The 16,763-nt window shown below is 45.2% G+C and carries 20 protein-coding genes, 1 rRNA gene and 1 riboswitch; of the genes, 2 read left to right on the plus strand and 19 right to left on the minus strand.

Annotated features, from left to right (window positions below; translation table 11 throughout):
* Positions 1–48: 48 nt before the first annotated feature.
* From LRL21_RS40650 to LRL21_RS40685, 8 genes are all read right to left on the minus strand, one after another.
* Positions 49–249 (minus strand): small, acid-soluble spore protein, alpha/beta type, encoded by a 201-nt coding sequence (locus LRL21_RS40650; protein WP_076237376.1) that lies wholly within the window; start codon positions 247–249, stop codon positions 49–51.
* 130 nt (positions 250–379) lie between these two features.
* Complete coding sequence (veg, locus tag LRL21_RS40655) at positions 380–652, minus strand: biofilm formation stimulator Veg (protein ID WP_076237287.1); 273 nt, start codon at positions 650–652, stop codon at positions 380–382.
* Positions 653–906: 254 nt separating this feature from the next.
* Positions 907–1,764, minus strand: a complete 858-nt coding sequence (gene yabG, locus LRL21_RS40660; RefSeq protein WP_240421498.1) for a sporulation peptidase YabG — start codon at positions 1,762–1,764, stop codon at positions 907–909.
* A gap of 80 nt (positions 1,765–1,844) precedes the next feature.
* Complete coding sequence (gene rsmA / locus LRL21_RS40665; protein WP_240421499.1) at positions 1,845–2,747, minus strand: 16S rRNA (adenine(1518)-N(6)/adenine(1519)-N(6))-dimethyltransferase RsmA; 903 nt, start codon at positions 2,745–2,747, stop codon at positions 1,845–1,847.
* Between the two features lie 3 nt (positions 2,748–2,750).
* Complete coding sequence (rnmV, locus tag LRL21_RS40670) at positions 2,751–3,296, minus strand: ribonuclease M5 (RefSeq protein WP_338044759.1); 546 nt, start codon at positions 3,294–3,296, stop codon at positions 2,751–2,753.
* Between the two features lie 96 nt (positions 3,297–3,392).
* Entirely contained in the window at positions 3,393–4,532 is a 1,140-nt protein-coding gene (locus LRL21_RS40675; protein ID WP_240421501.1) for a ubiquitin-like domain-containing protein, read from the minus strand.
* A 342-nt stretch (positions 4,533–4,874) separates the two neighbouring features.
* Positions 4,875–5,080, minus strand: a riboswitch (cyclic di-AMP (ydaO/yuaA leader).
* 225 nt (positions 5,081–5,305) lie between these two features.
* The gene (locus tag LRL21_RS40680) at positions 5,306–6,073 is read right to left on the minus strand and encodes a TatD family hydrolase (RefSeq protein ID WP_240421502.1); all 768 of its coding nucleotides are present in this window, start codon (positions 6,071–6,073) and stop codon (positions 5,306–5,308) included.
* A gap of 24 nt (positions 6,074–6,097) precedes the next feature.
* The gene (locus LRL21_RS40685; RefSeq protein WP_240421503.1) at positions 6,098–7,387 is read right to left on the minus strand and encodes an HD domain-containing protein; all 1,290 of its coding nucleotides are present in this window, start codon (positions 7,385–7,387) and stop codon (positions 6,098–6,100) included.
* 323 nt (positions 7,388–7,710) lie between these two features.
* Between LRL21_RS40685 and LRL21_RS40690 the strand changes: the two genes are divergently transcribed.
* Positions 7,711–7,965, plus strand: coding sequence for an AbrB/MazE/SpoVT family DNA-binding domain-containing protein (locus LRL21_RS40690; RefSeq protein ID WP_076237273.1), 255 nt, complete (start codon positions 7,711–7,713; stop codon positions 7,963–7,965).
* Positions 7,966–8,129: 164 nt separating this feature from the next.
* Here LRL21_RS40690 and rsmI read toward each other — a convergent pair whose 3' ends face one another.
* The 10 genes from rsmI to LRL21_RS40740 form a co-directional block, all read right to left on the minus strand.
* On the minus strand, positions 8,130–9,008 hold the full coding sequence (gene rsmI, locus LRL21_RS40695) for a 16S rRNA (cytidine(1402)-2'-O)-methyltransferase (protein WP_240421504.1): 879 nt from the start codon (positions 9,006–9,008) through the stop codon (positions 8,130–8,132).
* A gap of 13 nt (positions 9,009–9,021) precedes the next feature.
* Positions 9,022–9,792, minus strand: a complete 771-nt coding sequence (locus LRL21_RS40700) for a tRNA1(Val) (adenine(37)-N6)-methyltransferase (RefSeq protein WP_240421505.1) — start codon at positions 9,790–9,792, stop codon at positions 9,022–9,024.
* Positions 9,793–9,890: 98 nt separating this feature from the next.
* Positions 9,891–10,244 (minus strand): DNA replication initiation control protein YabA, encoded by a 354-nt coding sequence (gene yabA, locus LRL21_RS40705; protein WP_240421506.1) that lies wholly within the window; start codon positions 10,242–10,244, stop codon positions 9,891–9,893.
* 36 nt (positions 10,245–10,280) lie between these two features.
* Positions 10,281–11,084: a PSP1 domain-containing protein gene (locus LRL21_RS40710; RefSeq protein WP_076237265.1), complete on the minus strand. Its 804-nt coding sequence runs from the start codon at positions 11,082–11,084 to the stop codon at positions 10,281–10,283.
* 1 nt (position 11,085) lies between these two features.
* Positions 11,086–12,063, minus strand: coding sequence for a DNA polymerase III subunit delta' (gene holB, locus LRL21_RS40715; protein WP_240421507.1), 978 nt, complete (start codon positions 12,061–12,063; stop codon positions 11,086–11,088).
* Between the two features lie 61 nt (positions 12,064–12,124).
* Positions 12,125–12,571: a YaaR family protein gene (locus LRL21_RS40720; protein ID WP_076237261.1), complete on the minus strand. Its 447-nt coding sequence runs from the start codon at positions 12,569–12,571 to the stop codon at positions 12,125–12,127.
* Positions 12,572–12,593: 22 nt separating this feature from the next.
* Positions 12,594–12,923, minus strand: a complete 330-nt coding sequence (locus tag LRL21_RS40725) for a cyclic-di-AMP receptor (RefSeq protein WP_076237259.1) — start codon at positions 12,921–12,923, stop codon at positions 12,594–12,596.
* Positions 12,924–13,047: 124 nt separating this feature from the next.
* Positions 13,048–13,680: a dTMP kinase gene (tmk, locus tag LRL21_RS40730; RefSeq protein ID WP_240421508.1), complete on the minus strand. Its 633-nt coding sequence runs from the start codon at positions 13,678–13,680 to the stop codon at positions 13,048–13,050.
* 193 nt (positions 13,681–13,873) lie between these two features.
* Positions 13,874–15,358 (minus strand): aminotransferase class I/II-fold pyridoxal phosphate-dependent enzyme, encoded by a 1,485-nt coding sequence (locus LRL21_RS40735; protein ID WP_240421509.1) that lies wholly within the window; start codon positions 15,356–15,358, stop codon positions 13,874–13,876.
* A 110-nt stretch (positions 15,359–15,468) separates the two neighbouring features.
* Positions 15,469–15,669 carry a sigma factor G inhibitor Gin gene (locus LRL21_RS40740; protein WP_240421510.1) on the minus strand — a complete coding sequence of 67 codons (201 nt, stop codon included), beginning with the start codon at positions 15,667–15,669 and terminating at the stop codon, positions 15,469–15,471.
* Positions 15,670–15,867: 198 nt separating this feature from the next.
* On the opposite strand from LRL21_RS40740, the gene LRL21_RS40745 reads away from it, so the two are divergent.
* Positions 15,868–16,407 (plus strand): hypothetical protein, encoded by a 540-nt coding sequence (locus LRL21_RS40745; RefSeq protein WP_240421511.1) that lies wholly within the window; start codon positions 15,868–15,870, stop codon positions 16,405–16,407.
* Positions 16,408–16,639: 232 nt separating this feature from the next.
* Here the strand turns inward: LRL21_RS40745 and rrf are convergent.
* Positions 16,640–16,756, minus strand: a 5S ribosomal RNA gene (gene rrf, locus LRL21_RS40750).
* Between the last annotated feature and the right edge of the window lie 7 nt (positions 16,757–16,763).

Here is a 16,763-nt window from a genome sequence, read left to right on the forward strand (position 1 = left end):
CTAAAGCCGCTTAATGCATGCTTCAGCCAAAGTAGAATCGCTGTGAAATCACCTGAACGGAGGCTGTGATTGCTGCTTTAAAGCCTGCTCGGCAATCTGAATCGCCCTTTTCACCATATTTCCCGCATCCTTAGTACGTATACCGCCCCAGCCTTCTCGCTGTACAGTCTCATAAAACCCCAAATCCTTTGCAAGCTCATACTTAAACCCTTCAGACATAACTCCACGGCTTCGGCCTCTGCGTGACATACGGAACCCTTCCCTTCGGTAAGATGGTTGTAGTATCCCCCCATTGCCTCGCTCTCATACGATAAGGTTTAATTGTGCAGCAACTGCAACAAAAAACAGCACACCCGCCAGGGGTATGCTGTTTATGTAATTATTGATGTATAGCAATCCGTAATTCTCCATCAGCCTGACACACCGTAACTTCAACGGATTCCGTGAGTATGTCTGCATAACTGTAAGAAACACGCTTAAAGGCATTTTGTTCCTGATCAAGCTTCACAATAAAAACAGATGGGTAGGTTTCTTCTAACACACCGGAACGTTCAATCGTTTTACGGCGACCACCATTTGCTCTTAACATGATTTTTTGTCCGACATGAGGTTCCAAACTGCGTTTGATATCCAACAGCGCATTTTTAGCCATTTGACCACTCCACCTCTTTCTTACTAAAGTATACCGCATTAGAGGGGTTATGTCAAATGAGCTTAAATATTATAGCAGTGGTCCAAAGCTATTGTCAACGGCATTTTTGCTTAATTGAGTCAATTTTAGGTGTGTAAAAGTTCAATGACGTTCACAAAAATGTCAAAACTTAAGTAGAGGACCTACATTCTGTATGGTCGCTCCAAATAATTGCCCAAAGAAAAAACGCCCAAAGGCGTCTATGCACAATTGACCTATTGAAATTGAGGAACTCCTCTGCGAAAGCTGCCGCGCGATTCAATGCCGCCCATTCCCTCAAAACCGCTATGGGTCAAGCCTATAACACCTGCCACATTAACAGTATCGCGAATCGGGGTAAATGCAACCTTAGCCGCCACACAGAGCGGATCTAATGCATGTATGAGCACACGCGCCGGTGAACTGGCATAATTGGCACCTGCCAGCAGCAGCGCTTCAAAGTGGGACTGACAGGCTCCGGCAATGATGGTCAGCTCATCCTTGTTTTTCTCATATTGTCTGGCCACCTTGACCGCCTGAACGAAATGATACGAGTTTTTATAGCTTCCCAGCTGGTTCATATCGCTTCTGCGATTTTTGAGAATACCGTCATGGCCTGTAATGACGAGAATGTCCGGCTTCGTTTGCGGCAGCAAGCGATACAAGGCCTCAGCCATCTTGATCTCAGACACATAAAAGCCTTCTGCCGGCACTCTAAGCTCCCCATACAGGTTCATGCATTTTCGTAAGTAAGCGGGATCTCCGTCCAAGTGCAGCACTTTACCCGGTATTTCAAAATATCTCATAGCTATGCTCTCATTAGGTGTCGCTTTCACTCCATGCGAGTCTATTGATGGCAGCAGCATTGGTTGAGCCTCATTACTGCGAATCATGTCCATCCAGGGAGGATGCACTCTGCTTGTAGATGGATAGGATTCCAACTGTGGGGCACTGAGCAGGTCATTCAGAGGCGCATCAGCCAGCAACCGATAATCGACTCCCCTTAAAAGAGCCTGCCGCTGTATAACGTCCTGAATTTTAAACACAATATCATTATCGTAAGATCTACGAGTAACCAGATCTCCTTGTTTCATGGGCAATCGCCTCCTCGTGTATCTTATGGCACTCCTTAGCCATTGGTGAATACCGAGCAGGCTCACAATTTACTGGCGATTTACTCTTTGGCCAATCCTTTGGACAAACAATGGCTTAAATGGGCATACTCCTCCATAGACAGCGTTTCACCGCGTCTCACAGGGTCTATGCCTGCCTCAAGCAAAATAGCCTCCAGCTGTCCCTTGGTTTCTTTGGTGAAATAACGGACTGCCAGATTGTTATAGATGGTTTTTCTGCGTTGAACGAACGAAGCCTGAACCACATCAAAAAAGAAAGCCTCATCCTCAACCTCCACAGCCGGCTTCTCTCGCACCTTCAGCCTAATGACAGCAGAATCTACGTTCGGCTGAGGGATAAACACAGTTTTCGGTACAATCGTGACGACCTCAGGCTCGCAGTAATACTGGACAGCTATACTGAGGCTTCCATACTCTTTGCCACCCGGCTTGGCCGACATCCGACTGGCTACCTCCTTTTGAATCATGACGACAATGTTCTCAAGAGGCAGCTTCTCCTCCAGCAGCTTCATTATAATCGGTGTTGTGATGTAATAAGGAAGGTTGGCTACAACACTTACTTGTGCAAAATCCTTATACTGCTCTTGGAATAACGCCTGCAAATCGACCTTCAAAATATCGCCATGAATAACGCTTGCATGAGCGTACCCCGCCAAGGTTTCCGTGAGCAATGGCAGCAGCCGCTGATCGATCTCAATCGCAACAACCTTGCCCGCTTTTTTGGCAAGTTGTTGAGTCAAAGCCCCAACACCAGGACCAATCTCCAATACGCCTTTATTCTCATCCAGATCTGCCGAGCTTACGATCTTATGTAGAATGTTAGGGTCTACCAAAAAATTTTGACCCAAGCTCTTTTTTAATACAAGGCTATGTTTTTTCAGCAAATCATTTGTTCTTTTGGGTGAAGCAATATCCTCTTGCTCTGTCCGTTGGTTCGTATCCATCCTTCAGCCCTCTTCTTGTTCAAGTTGCTGCCAGGCAGCTGCAAATTCTTCACGTGTAATACGAAACATCCGACAGCGGTTGTAAAACTGTTTGCCGTTGCAGTAGCCTATACCAAGCCGCTTGCCCATCTCCATACGTCTCGCCGCTGCTTGGGGATGAACGATAAGACCTGCTGCAATAAGGTCCTCCAATGCAATATCCGACTCCGCCACTTCATAATCGGTCCGCACGTTCTCAAGCGCTCTGCGTATCGTATCCACTGATGCATTCTCTACCCCGATGTCACCTTTGCTGGTCGCATCCTCTCGCGTTATAAAGGCATGCTTGCATCCCGGAACCTGAGCCGTAATGATCTTGCGAATTCGTTCCCCCGCATGGTCAGGATCGGTAAATACAATGACTCCCCGTCGCTGCTGTGCCAGCTTGATTCGCCGGATAATATCCTTGTTAATCGCAGAGCCTCCGGTCTCGATCGTTTCGGCATCGACAGCGCGCTTGATAGCCGTTGTATCGTCTTTCCCCTCCACCACAATCATTTCTTTAATCACACCTGCACCTTACCTTTCAAAGCAGAAAAAAGAAGAGGGACTCCTCTTCTCTTCCTGTAATTCTATATATGATGAGTCTGCCCCAATTGCCGACTGTTAGTCTGACGTTGGCTTGTTTGGTCCGATTACATAGATAGTATTTCCTCGCTTCATGCCAAAGCGGTTCGCATAATCGTTGCTATCAAAATAAACATCGATTTTGTTCCCCTTGACTGCACTACCAATATCCTCTGCTCTGCGGAATCCAAGCCCGTCTATATATACCCACCAGCCAAGTGGAATCACTGTGGGATCCACCGCAATCGTTCGACCTTCCATTACTCTCGTACCTGTCGCAGTAAGCCCATATTGCGGGTGCTCGCTGCTTTTGCCAGTCGATGATACACCAGCTGAATAAGCAGTCAGGGTCACATTATTTATAACCTGTTTTACGTTAAATTTCAAGCCACTCTTGGATAATTCCTGAATGCTCGGAGAAGACGCAGATAAAACCGTAACCGGATTTTTCGTACCTATTGCCACAATTTTGTTAACACGCTCGGACTGAACCTTTTCATCGACTACAGCTTCTGAAACCAGCTTTCCATCCTCAAACAACTTTTCTTTTGTTTTTACAATTACGCCCTCTTGCCCCTCTTGTACAATCTGTTCCTTGCCTTTGGGAAGCTGTGCATCGTTTTGCTTCTCAACATCATAGGCTATCTTTTCCGAGAACTCTTCCTTTTCTTTCTTAACACGGACAATTTGAACTACACCGGTTTCAGATAATTCGGTGTCAAGTGCCGGACTCACCTTATCCAGTTCTCCAATGGAGACTTGAAACTCCTGCAAAGCACTTCCAACAGTTTTGGCCACTGTGTAGAAGGTTTTTACTTCTCCGTCAGCTGTAAGCTGTAACGGTTTCGCATGGTCAATGGCGATGCGGTCGCCCGTATTCACCTTTGCATCCAGTGATGCGGAGAGACGATCATACTCTCCAATAGAAATCCCCTGTTCATCCAGTAAACGTTGCAGAATCCATTGCTTTGTATACACAATTGATTCTTGTCCATTGACAACCACAGATACTCGCTTGGTAGCTGTGCCGTATAACATCATTAAAAACATGAAAGCGATAGCGATTGAAATCAGTGAAACGATCGAAATCAAACGCAAGTTTTCATGCTTCCATCGCAATGCGAAGGACATGCTGGATGATCGTCTTACATGGGGTTGCTCATACTCAATAGCTCCCACTTATTCGGTCCTCCTTAAAGCCCCGCCGTCGTGTGTATCACATGATTCATCTGACGCGACTATGGTTTAGGTTTTGCAAGCTTTCGTTAAACGAGGATAAACGGCTTCGGCTTTCCCGATCATGTTCGAGGCGCGTTTGTCTAGAAACTAAAGGGCTGCAATCTACGTTCCATATCGTTCTTTCTGAGTGCGTTCAACACCTCCCAAGTGTAAGATGTCGGCCTGTTCCGGAACCCCTGCTATAATGACGGGAGAACACAAAAAAAGTCAGCGGAGAAGAGGACTCTTCCCGTGACTCTTATATTATTTCACCGGCGCGGTGAAATAAAGTACACGACAATCGTTACCTCTCTCTTAACGCTTACGAGGTTAGCTGACGGATTCGGACTTGAGAGTCGCCCTACTTTGGATTGAATCACTTACGTTAACACGTGATTTTATCCGAAAGATTCACCCCAGAAATTGTGACTTTTGCCCCATTGAATACAAGCAGCAAATCACTTTTTGGTTCCCCCGTTTCCCATTAGGAAACTCAGCGAAAATGGAAAATTGGTAATCGTATTAAGTTAATATTGAGTTTACGCTCTCTAGTGCAAACTTGTAAAGTATACAAACAGGGCAAAAAACGGTGAATTTCAATTGAATTAGGTCATAATTTGGATTTTTACCGATAAAAACCCTATTTATCTCTCATTTTCATAATACCTACGTATATTTCCTTGCTTTATCCTCTAGAGCAGTAAAAATAAAGCCTCTCTACACCCGTAAATGATTCATTTTAGATCGAATAATGTAATGGCATTTTGAGTAGTAATTTGTGCAATTTGCTCCAGTGTAAGGCCTTTAATTTGAGCAGCTGTTTCTGCGACTAATTTCACATAAGCCGTCTCATTTCGCTTGCCGCGGTAAGGGTGCGGCGTCAAATAGGGAGCATCCGTTTCGATCAATAATCGATCCAGAGGAACCTTGTCCAGTACTTCTTTGGGCTGCCTGGCATTTTTAAACGTTACAGGTCCTCCAAAGGAAATATAAAAGTTCATATCCAGACACTGCTTCGCCGTTTCCCAGCTGCCTGAGAAGCAATGCATCACGCCTCCGACCTCGGCTGCTTTTTCCTCACGAAGCACCTGAATAATATCATGATGAGCATCACGGTTATGAATGGCTATGGGCATACCCAGCTTGCGGGCGAGTCGGATTTGTTGGCGGAACACCTGATCTTGCACATCCTTGGGTGAGGTGTCCCAATAATAATCCAGTCCGATTTCCCCAATAGCGACAACCTTGGGATGACTGCACAGCTGCTCGATCCATTCCAGATCTTCAGGTGTCATATCCTTGGCATCCTGTGGATGCCAGCCCACAGTCGAATATATGCAATCATATTGCTCGGCCAAAGCGATCGAGCTTGGAATGGTTTCTCTATTAAATCCGACATTGATCATTCGACTGATTCCGTTCTCTAATGCGCGCTGTATGACCTCGTGTCGATCTTCATCGAACTGGGGCGCATTTAAATGTACATGCGTGTCGGTTAGCATAATGGTTATAGCTCCTTCGATAAGTTAGTCTTCCGCATCCAGCAGGTTTCTGAGCTCGTTCGGAATGGTGCTGCGATCAACCTGAAGCAGCTCCTCAGGGAAATATAAATGGTATTGCCCTTTATGAATACCGCTGATTGAACGGATAATCTCTGATTTCTGCGATATTTCAGTTAATTGGTCATGCTGATCAAGCAATAATATCGGCAAGTTTTCGTCGTGCTCACCCGGACGGTACACATCATACGAAAGATCCGAAGGAAAATCAATTTCCATATAAAATGTCGGATCTATGCCCGCATTCTGCATAACAACTCGTAATTTTTCCAATTGTTTAATATCCAACCGCTCCAGCCTCACATACTTAAACAAGCGGCGGTTTAAAAACCGTGAGCATAAATCCGACAAAATCGGATCCTTTTCGGTCGACCATTGTGCCAGCACGGTCTGCATGAACGCCTCATCCAGCATATGGTACTCCTGCACCGTTAACGTTTTGCGGAATAAGCTTAATAGGGGCGGAAGCATAAAAGCGAACTCGTAATTTTCCTCATAGAGATGCTTGGCTCGTCCGAACACCTTTTGCAAAATAATTTCAGCGCTTCGCGTAACCGGATGAAAGTAAACCTGCCAATACATCTGATAACGTGACATCAAATAATCTTCGACGGCATGCATCCCGCTCTCCTTGACAACAATATGGCCTTGAAAGGGGCGAATGATTCTCAGAATACGTTCGAGATCAAAGGTGCCATAATTGACCCCTGTAAAATAAGCGTCCCGAAGCAAATAATCCATACGATCGGCATCGAGCTGGCTGGATACAAGGCTGACGACTATTTCCTTGTGATAGGTTTTGCAAATAACACCAGCAACTTGCTCTGGAAAAGTGGGTGACACCTGTTTAAGCACACGATTGACCTCGGTATCGCCAAGCACGATCCTGCAGGACCAATCCTCATGGTGGGTGCCAAATGTCTTTTCGATGGAATGTGAAAACGGACCGTGACCAACATCGTGAAGCAGAGCAGCGCATAAGGAGAGCAGCCGTTCCTCTCGAGGCCAATCCTCATACTGGTTGCGTTCAAATTGCGAGATGATTTTTCGAGTCACCTCATATACGCCAAGCGAATGTGAGAACCGACTGTGCTCTGCCCCATGAAAAGTCACAAAGCAGGTGCCAAGCTGCCTGATCCGGCGCAGCCTTTGAAATTCCTTGGTATTAATCAAATCCCAAATCGTCTGATCCTGGACATAAATATATTTGTGTACAGGGTCCTTAAATACTTTTTCTTCTTGAAGCGACCGTGTCATTCTTCTTCACCTGCACTTCCTACGATTTTTCGACATAAACAAACAAAAAACTTTCTTTTTTGTCGAATAATATCATATTAATATTTCCAATTTCTTATTATATTTCGCTGGTTAAATCGCCTTTCTAAAGCCTCTAATAAATTAATTAAAGAAAAATTTAGCTGTTTTGAATGTATTTTTAATTAAATTTAAACAAATTCGACACTATGATTGTCAAAAATCGACAAGTTGAGGTTGACTATTATGGGAATGGTTGGTATCATATAAAATAAGAATTATGTCGAATAATGACGATTATTTTTTTCTGAGAGGGGACTTATAACATGTTAAAATCTACTGGTATTGTTAGAAAGGTCGATGAATTGGGCCGGGTTGTTATTCCTATCGAGCTTCGCAGAACTTTGGGTATCGGCGAAAAAGACGCTTTGGAAATTTATGTTGATGGCGAGCGCATCATGCTTAAAAAATATGAACCCGCTTGTATCTTTTGCGGCAATGCTGAAAATGTTTCTTATTATAAAGGTAAAATTATTTGTCACGAATGTTTGTCCGATATGCCAATACCTGTGACAAAATAAGAAAAATAGTTTATAATAAGGATAGCAATTCTTACTTAGGTAATTCTAACCTTTTTCATATCTCCTCTTGTCCCTGAATCATAGACAACTATGACTCAGGGATTTTTTTTGGGAAGAGGCGGATTCCGTAAAGGCCTACTCTCAGTGGTTTTAAACCATTCGAATCATTCTTCTTTATGTAGGAAGTTATACAATTCTCGCTTGGGCATCTGACGGTCGGAGGCGGCTCGTTTCATCGCTTCCTTGCGGTCCGAGCCTTGCGACTCATAATGTTCTACATGCGCCTTAATCGTGTACGTTTCCCACCACTCGACAGTCAACGCTGTCTCCGAGGCCGTGCTGCCTTCAATTATGATGCAATACTCACCCTTGGGCTCGTTTGCGTTCAGCCAATTGCAGCATTCACGTATTGTTCCTCTAACAGCCTCCTCATACTTCTTGGTCACCTCGCGCATTAAGCACACTTGCCGTTCAGGGTTCCAAACGCTCAGCATGGCCTCAAGCGTCTTAACAATCCGATGCGGAGATTCATACAAGATGAGGGTTTCCTTTTTAGGCTGCAGTAGCTCAAGCTCTTGAAGCAATGATTTTTTGTCACGGGGCAGGAAGCCCAGGAACGTAAAACGCTCTGTCGACAATCCAGAAACAATCAAAGCTGATAAAGCCGCATTGGCACCCGGTATCGGAATTACATCAATACCCGCTTCAATCGCTTGCCTCACCAGTTCCGATCCTGGATCACAGATCGCCGGCAAACCGGCATCACTGACCAGAGCAATAGAATCCCCTGTTTTTAGCAAGCGAATCAATTCTGGCCCGCTGGCGTGCTTATTATGCTCGTGATAGCTGACAAGCCTCGTAGGGATGTCGAAATGCGTCATCAGCTTTCTCGTCTGTCGTGTATCCTCAGCAGCAACCCACTGCACCTCTCCCAATATACGAATGGCTCGGAAGGTCATATCCTCCAAATTACCGATCGGGGTTCCTACCAGGTACAGCTTGCCTAATCCATTGTCTTGTCCATAGCTTTTTTGAATATTCATTATAATTTCCTCTTCAGTCTTCAGGTTGTTGGATTAGTTCGTCACGTTTGCCATAATAAAGCTCCATGAGCTCATCACAATATTCCGTCTTATTTTTATATACCAGCAGCGGCGGCAATGTCCTAAGCTCCGGTTTGCCATCCTTATGCGCTTCAATTAACACCATGTTGGCTTCTTCTCCGGCACGTGGATGAACGAAGCGAATTCGCTTGGGCTCCAGCTTATAGGCGCGCATCATACCAAAAATCTCTACCAGACGACTTGGTCGGTGAACCATCGCGACTCGCCCTCCGGCACGCACGAGCTTACTGCTGACCCTGACAACGTCCTCCAACGTACAAAACACCTCATGCCGCGCTGCAGCAAAATGCTCGTTCCTGTTTTGCTCTCCGTCCTGAATCGGCAAGTATGGCGGATTGACGGTAACAACGTCAAATGCCCCATGGCCCAGCTCGGTGCAGGCATCCTTCAAATCACCATGAATGATACGGATTTGCTGCCCCAACCCATTCAGTTCCACATTACGCTTGGCCATATCTGCGAGTCTTTCCTGTATTTCGATGGCTACGATCGAGGCTTTGGTTCGCGTACTGAGCAGTAAGGGGATCACACCATTGCCTGTACATAAATCGATCATTCGCCCTTTTGGTGGCGTATAGCAAAAGCGACCCAGTAATACAGCATCCAGAGAAAAGCTGAATACTTCATCACTCTGAATAATTTTCAAATCATTCGTAAGCAGATCATCAACCCGCTCACTGGCATGCACAGACACTTTTTCCATAATGTTCCTCTTTCTAAAAAAACCGTAGAGAAGCTTGCTCCCCTACGGCGGTTTTATTTGCAGTTTATCACTTCATCGCATGCGCATTTCGATGCTGATTATTTATTAAGAAAAGATAAGCAGAACAAGCAATCCCCTTCTGTCCGCAAATGCCCATAATACACATTACATATATGGAACCCTTCATGGTACAGTCGAGACAGGTTGTCATAACCTTCCCCTGTAAGCTCTTTGGCCTGTGCCGGCGTAATAGGTGTTTGTGGCACAATGACCTCAGACGGTAAGGTGTCCATCTTCATCAGCTTGCGCAGCTGCTGATTTTCTATACTCAGACGTTTATTTTCTTCAAGAAGCTCGACTATTTGCCGCTTCATCTGACCAAGCTCGCCGTATATCGTTCCCATTTGTTCTTCAATCTGCTCTATTTGCACAAATACATTTCTTTTATCCACGCGTTCACCTCAAGGAAGCTTGAACTTGAACTACCATTAATGCTGCTCAACCGCATCGTCAAAAGAAAGCTCCATTACTTTTCCCAAATCATAAACTTGAATTTTTGCCGTACGTTCGTTCATGTTCAGCGAAACCACACGTCCGCTGCCCAATGATGTAATCACATTACTACCCACACGCGGCACATCTTCCTTGGCACTCTCATAATTATCGTGCTCATATTTCAAGCAGCACATTAACCGGCCGCAAAGCCCGGATATTTTCGTTGGATTCAATGACAAGTTTTGATCTTTAGCCATTTTAATCGAGACCGGCTCAAAATCACCCAAAAAGGAAGAACAGCATAAGATACGTCCGCATGGACCAATTCCCCCCAGCATCTTGGCCTCATCACGAACACCAATCTGCCTGAGTTCAATTCGTGTACGGAACACACCAGCCAAATCCTTTACCAGCTCCCGGAAATCCACTCTTCCTTCAGCTGTAAAGTAAAAAATGATCTTGTTACGATCAAATGTATATTCAACATCAACCAGTTTCATTTTCAACTGATGATCCTTGATTTTTTCCTGACAGAGCGCGAATGCATTTTTGGCTGCCGATTTATTATCTTCCACCAGCTGCGCATCCGTATAATCCGCTATCCGTATGACTTTTTTTAGCGGCAAAACTACATCCGATTCTTTAACCGTGCGTTTACCGATAACGACTTTTCCATATTCAATGCCACGAGCCGTTTCAACTATGACAGCACTATCTTTATCGACCGGAAGATCGATGGGATCAAAATAATAAATTTTCCCAGCTTTTTTAAAGCGTACACCTACAACCGAGTACATGTTACACCCCCTTCAAGTGCATCAACATTTTTTCAAGCACCAGCTGCGGGTTTGCATGGAAACGGAGCCTTTTTTGCAGCTCGATCGCCTGCTCCATGCAGCGGACCCAGTGCTTCATATCGTAACTCAAGGCTTGTCCGCCCATCCATTCGGTTTGATCTGTAAAAACAAGCTCATTGTGATCACCCAGACTTAACCGGACCATATCCTTCAGCCACAAAATGAGCATATCCATAAATAATGGAAGCTGATCGGTAAGCTCCGATTTGGCCAGCTTCTGTTGAGCAGTCAGCATTGATGTCGGTAGTCGAGTCAAGCTCTCCCTCGCTAATTGTATCACTAGGCTTCTAATTTCTGCAAACCCATTTCCTTGAATCAGCTCTCGCGCCGCTTCAGTTCCTGCTGCCAAACGAACGGCCGGTTGGATCAAATAGGATGGATGACCCTCCGCTTGAAGCGCTTCTATCATCAACACCCGGCTGAGTGGAGCAAACGGCACCCATTGCGCTCTGGAACGAATGGTAGGAAGCAGCGCTTGCCCATTATCCGTAATCAAGATCGCCACTACCCGGGAGGTTGGTTCCTCCAAAAATTTCAGCAAACTGTTCGCTGCCTGCACGGTCATTGTATCGGCATTCTCCAGCACGTACATCTTTAAGCCGGAAGCTCCTGCACGATAAGCAAACTGCTTTTGCAGCTCACGAATCTGCTCGATCTTGATCGATGCTCCGTCAGGCTTTACCCAATGAAGGTCTGGGTGATTACCATGCTCCACCTTGCGGCAGTCCAGACATTCACCACAGGCATCATCGGGAAGCACCTTGCAATACAATGCCTGAGCAAAAGCAAGTGCCATCTGCCTACGCCCTGTTCCGTGCTGACCTGTAAAGATATAGGCATGGGACACTTTATCCGTACGCAAACTATTTTGCAATATGCGTTTGACGCGTTCCTGCCCAGCTATGGACTCAATAGACATCTCGGTCTGTAAAATCCTTTCCTACTCAATAATATTTAATTGCGGGTCAATTCCTGAGGATTTAGAAAACAAGGTTGATCAGCATCCCCCGGATCTCGCCAATTTTGTGTAAAATATCGATCCGTCCCTGCTCGCTCTCCAGCATATCATCAGCAAGCGTCAGCAGCTCTTGATCAACCTCCTCCAGCAGCTTGTAACGTTTGGAGCGGCCACGTCGGTCCCAGCCTCGTGTATCACGCAATTGGACACCCCGACGCACCGTTTCCTCCAAAAACCTCATTACGAGCAGTTTATACTGGCGCAGCTCACGTACCGTCATGGATTTGCTTAGACGATCTCCCTGCATGTGAATCTCCTGCAATATACGTTGAAGCTGTTCCTGATTTGCTCCTTCATTTTGCTGCTGCATCATATCTGAGAACGACTTCTGCTGCAGCTGCTGGGAAGCTGTATTTTCCATCCGTTGAATTTCTTTACCGAAAGGTCGCCAGCCCGGATTAATTTTCACTCCGCGTCCACTCTTCCTTCATTTAATAGTGCTCGAATCGTTCAACCGGAAGCACGAACACCGCAGCTCCGCCCACCTGTACTTCTACAGGGAAAGGTATATAAGAATCGGTCGTTCCACCCATAGGGGACACGGGAGTAACCATCTGCTCACGAATCTTGCAATTGGCTTTAATCACCTGCATCACATCGCTAATGCGCTCGTCTTCAATACCGATCATAAAGGTTGTGTTCCCTGCTCTCAAAAAACCGCCTGTACTGGCCAATTTGGTTGCGCGAAACCCTTCCTTGATTAACGCATTGGAAAGACGATTGCTGTCTTTATCCTGGACAACGGCAATAACTAATTTCATTAGCATCAACCTCCTCGTGAAATATGTTCTCCCACACTATAATAATTTGACATCCATGTGTACAATTCCTGCAATACCAAGTGCTGCAATACGCTAAAAACCATCGAAAACGAGCATAAATGGACTATTTTTGAAGAAAATCGGTAATTGCCGCTTTCACTTGCTTAAAAACAGCCTCGATCTCTACATTAGCATCTATCGTCACGATTCTTTCAGGAAAACGTTCCGTCAGGATCAGATAGCCCTCACGCACTTTTTGATGAAAAGCGAGCTCCTCCAGATCGAGTCTGTTGACTTCTCTTTCCTCATTAGCATGAATCCGCTTAAGTCCAACCTCCGGATAGACGTCCAAATAAATCGTGAGATCGGGTACCATCTGATCAATCGCAAATCGGTTGATACCGAATACTTCATCGATACCCAAACCTCTGGCATGACCCTGATAGGCTAAGCTGCTGTCAATAAACCGATCACAGATGACAACTTTACCTGCCTGCAGAGCCGGTACAATTTTTTCAACCAAATGCTGCCTTCTGGCTGCCGCGTATAATAAGGCCTCGGTGCGTCCGTCCATCCTTGTATTCTGTGTATCCAGAAGGACCGCCCTGATTTGTTCGGCAATTTGAATGCCTCCCGGCTCACGAGACGTCATGACCTCATAACCTAAAGCTGATAGATGATCGGTGAGCAAATGAATGATCGAAGTCTTCCCTGCGCCCTCACAGCCCTCAGTTGTAATGAACAATCCTTTATACATGATGTATACTCCAATACTTAATAATCACAGCTGTTGCGTTCCTTCTTTTCACCGCCTCCGAAAAGTTTTCTACGAAAACTTGTTCTTCTCAGTGCTGAAAAGCGACTTACGAACACATATTTAAAGCTGTTTCTTCTATTATATATCGTTTGCCTTATGATTACCTCACATTTTGAATAAAATATCACACCACTTAAGATTTGACACTGCTCAATACCGAGAGCATGGGCTGCTCTCCCTCAATTAACCCATGGATTCTTGCCCCCATAGCAACCAGCTGCATTAAGTAACGCAGTACTTCAGCAGAAATCAGCTCTCCTGGACATAGTACCGGGATACCGGGTGGATAAGGAACTACCATTTCAGCTGAATGCATCCCTTCCACATCCTCCAGTGCAACCTGAATCGTGCCTTTTTGACGAACGTTGGATTCATCAAAAGAAACAGGCTTGGATAAACCGGGCATTACTGTAGAGGAAAAGCTGCGTAATGTTTCTATATTATTATCCCCTACAATTTTCTCGTTATTTGCCAGGCTTATAGCCTTGAGAGCCTTCAGCACCTTGAGCACATCCTGCTCTGTCGATGCCAGACTAAATACGAGCAGGACGGCTTGAGGATCAGCCAGCTCTACAAAGCACCCCTGCGTCTCCAGCTTATCCTTCAGGTCAAAACCGCTTAACTCATGGTTTGAATCTTTGATCGTCACTTTAAAAGGGTCTTTACAGCTGATCTCGCTATCCGTAATCGGCTCAAGCAAGGTAAAATCACTTAGCAATGCCAAGCCCTTGTAAAATTTACCAACAACAGCAAGTGCTTTGTCTAACAATGCTCTTCCTTCTGTATGCATCTGTCTACGGCTGAGGTCCAGGCTGGCCATCAGCGGGTAGGACGGACTGGAGCTTTGCAGCATGGTCAAATACCGTTTTAATTCATGTCGATCTATGAGCTCGCCCTGTACATGAAGCATCGCTCCCATGGTCATGGCCGTTAGCAGCTTGTGTGTTGACTGGACTACTGCATCAGCCCCACAGGCTAGCGCAGAAGGGGGCAGCGCAGGGTGGAGGCCAAAATGTGCCCCGTGTGCTTCATCGACAAGCAGCAGTCTACCATGATCGTGAAGCAGCTGAGCGATAGGTTGCAGCGGCAGCGCCATACCGTAATAGCTGGGGCGGGTCACCAGCAACCCTTTTGCTTCGGGATACTTCTCCAGAGCCTCCTGTATAGCCTCCAGGCGCAGCCCACGTGTCATTCCCGTAACCGGATCTATCTCTGGGCTCACAAACACTGCACGTGCGCCAGCGAGCATAAGACCGTGGATGACCGACTTATGGGCATCCCTTTGGATCAATAGCAGGTCCCCCCTGCGGCATACGCTTAATATCATGGCCAAATTGCCCACTGTACTTCCATTTACGAGGAAAAAGCTTTCCTCCGCACCAAAACAATCTGCGGCCAAACGCTGTGCTTCCAAAATCGCTTCTTCAGGATGATGCAAATCATCCAGACCTGATATTTCTGTTAAATCCAGACGCATTATAGATTCATAGTAAGGTCTACCAGCCTGATCCAAGCCCTGCCCTGATTTATGCCCTGGTACGTGTAAGCTTACATGGGATTGTTCGGCATGACCCACTAATTTCTCATATAACGGGGCTCTGTGCTTATCTATTGTCATGGGTTGTTTCTCCAGTCGGCATGTGAAAGTATAGATCTATTGTAACAAACAAAAAGGCTCTCTCCAACGTTTTACCGTCGAAAGAGAGCTTTGTATACATGGACAAGAGCTTATGCGTTTTTTTGGTAAAAGATTCGCTTCATTTGACGGATAAAAAAAGGGTATTTGGCATCCATGACGTCCGTTTGTACCATCTCATGTTCGCAATCTTCGCAAATAAATTCGGATATAATCATGATACCGTGTTCCTTGGTCTCTCCACAGATGATGCAGCCTTGGGCTTCCTCTAGATCCTTGATTACTTTTCCCATCAGACTCACCTCTATTCTTCTTTTCTATCAGTATGTCCGTATTCTCTTAACTTAAACTCAGGATACTATATGATTATGAATATAGCTTATACAAGGTTCCAACCTTAACATTTGATTCGTTGCAGCCGATATATATAAATGCAATATGCATACACTCCGTAACTACTATAGAAGTTAAGCCTGCTCAAATCGAATTCTATGAAATGGACGCGTGAAGCTATCGTGAATAAACAAGAGTTTTCTAAAGAATCCACCGTATACCACTATCGACTTCTCAAAAGAATACATTACAGCACTATTCTCAATCTCATCTATTGGGGTATACTCATCAGTATGCTTGCCTGGGAGTTAATCCTTTTGCGCCCGTATACCATGTTATTAGGAATAGCATTTCTTCCACTACTTCACGCGCTGCTCATCTTCTTGCATATCACTTTAAAAGAAAAACGGCAGCTTACGCATTGGCAATTTCGATTCCACTTGCCGTGGCTGGGCTTGGCCCCAACCAATCATATAGGTTTAAGGAGATTCAGCGGCCTTCAAATGCAAGTATTTTGGGTTACGATCATGATTATTGGATGCTTTTATCCATGGGCACCTCGGGATATGGTAAGCCTGTTATGCGTTCATCTATGGATCTTTTTACCTCGTTTGTACATATTGTTACGTCTTAAAAAACATGCCTCCAAAGGTTTTATAAAACTCAATGACAAAGATACTTCCTGCTATTCGCAATAGTATTGGTAATTTAAATATCGGTTTAAACTTAAATTATGTTGGATTGCATTAAGTTGAGCTGCATTAAATTACCTTAAGTTAGAACCTTAAAACAACGATACATACATAACATTACAGCTTGACAATTGTATACAGGATGGCTGACTGCTTTACATTTATGCAAACTGTAAAGCAGATAATCAATAAAAAATAACCTTTTCGGATATTTATCCAAAAAGGTTATTTTCACTGTGCTTGGCGACGTCCTACTCTCCCAGAACCCTGCGGTTCAAGTACCATTGGCGCTGAAGGGCTTAACGGTCGTGTTCGAGATGGGAACGCGTGGTTCCCCTTCGCCATCATCACCAAACTAAGAG

The organism is Paenibacillus periandrae (assembly GCF_022458865.1).
Taxonomy (GTDB): domain Bacteria; phylum Bacillota; class Bacilli; order Paenibacillales; family NBRC-103111; genus Paenibacillus_S; species Paenibacillus_S periandrae.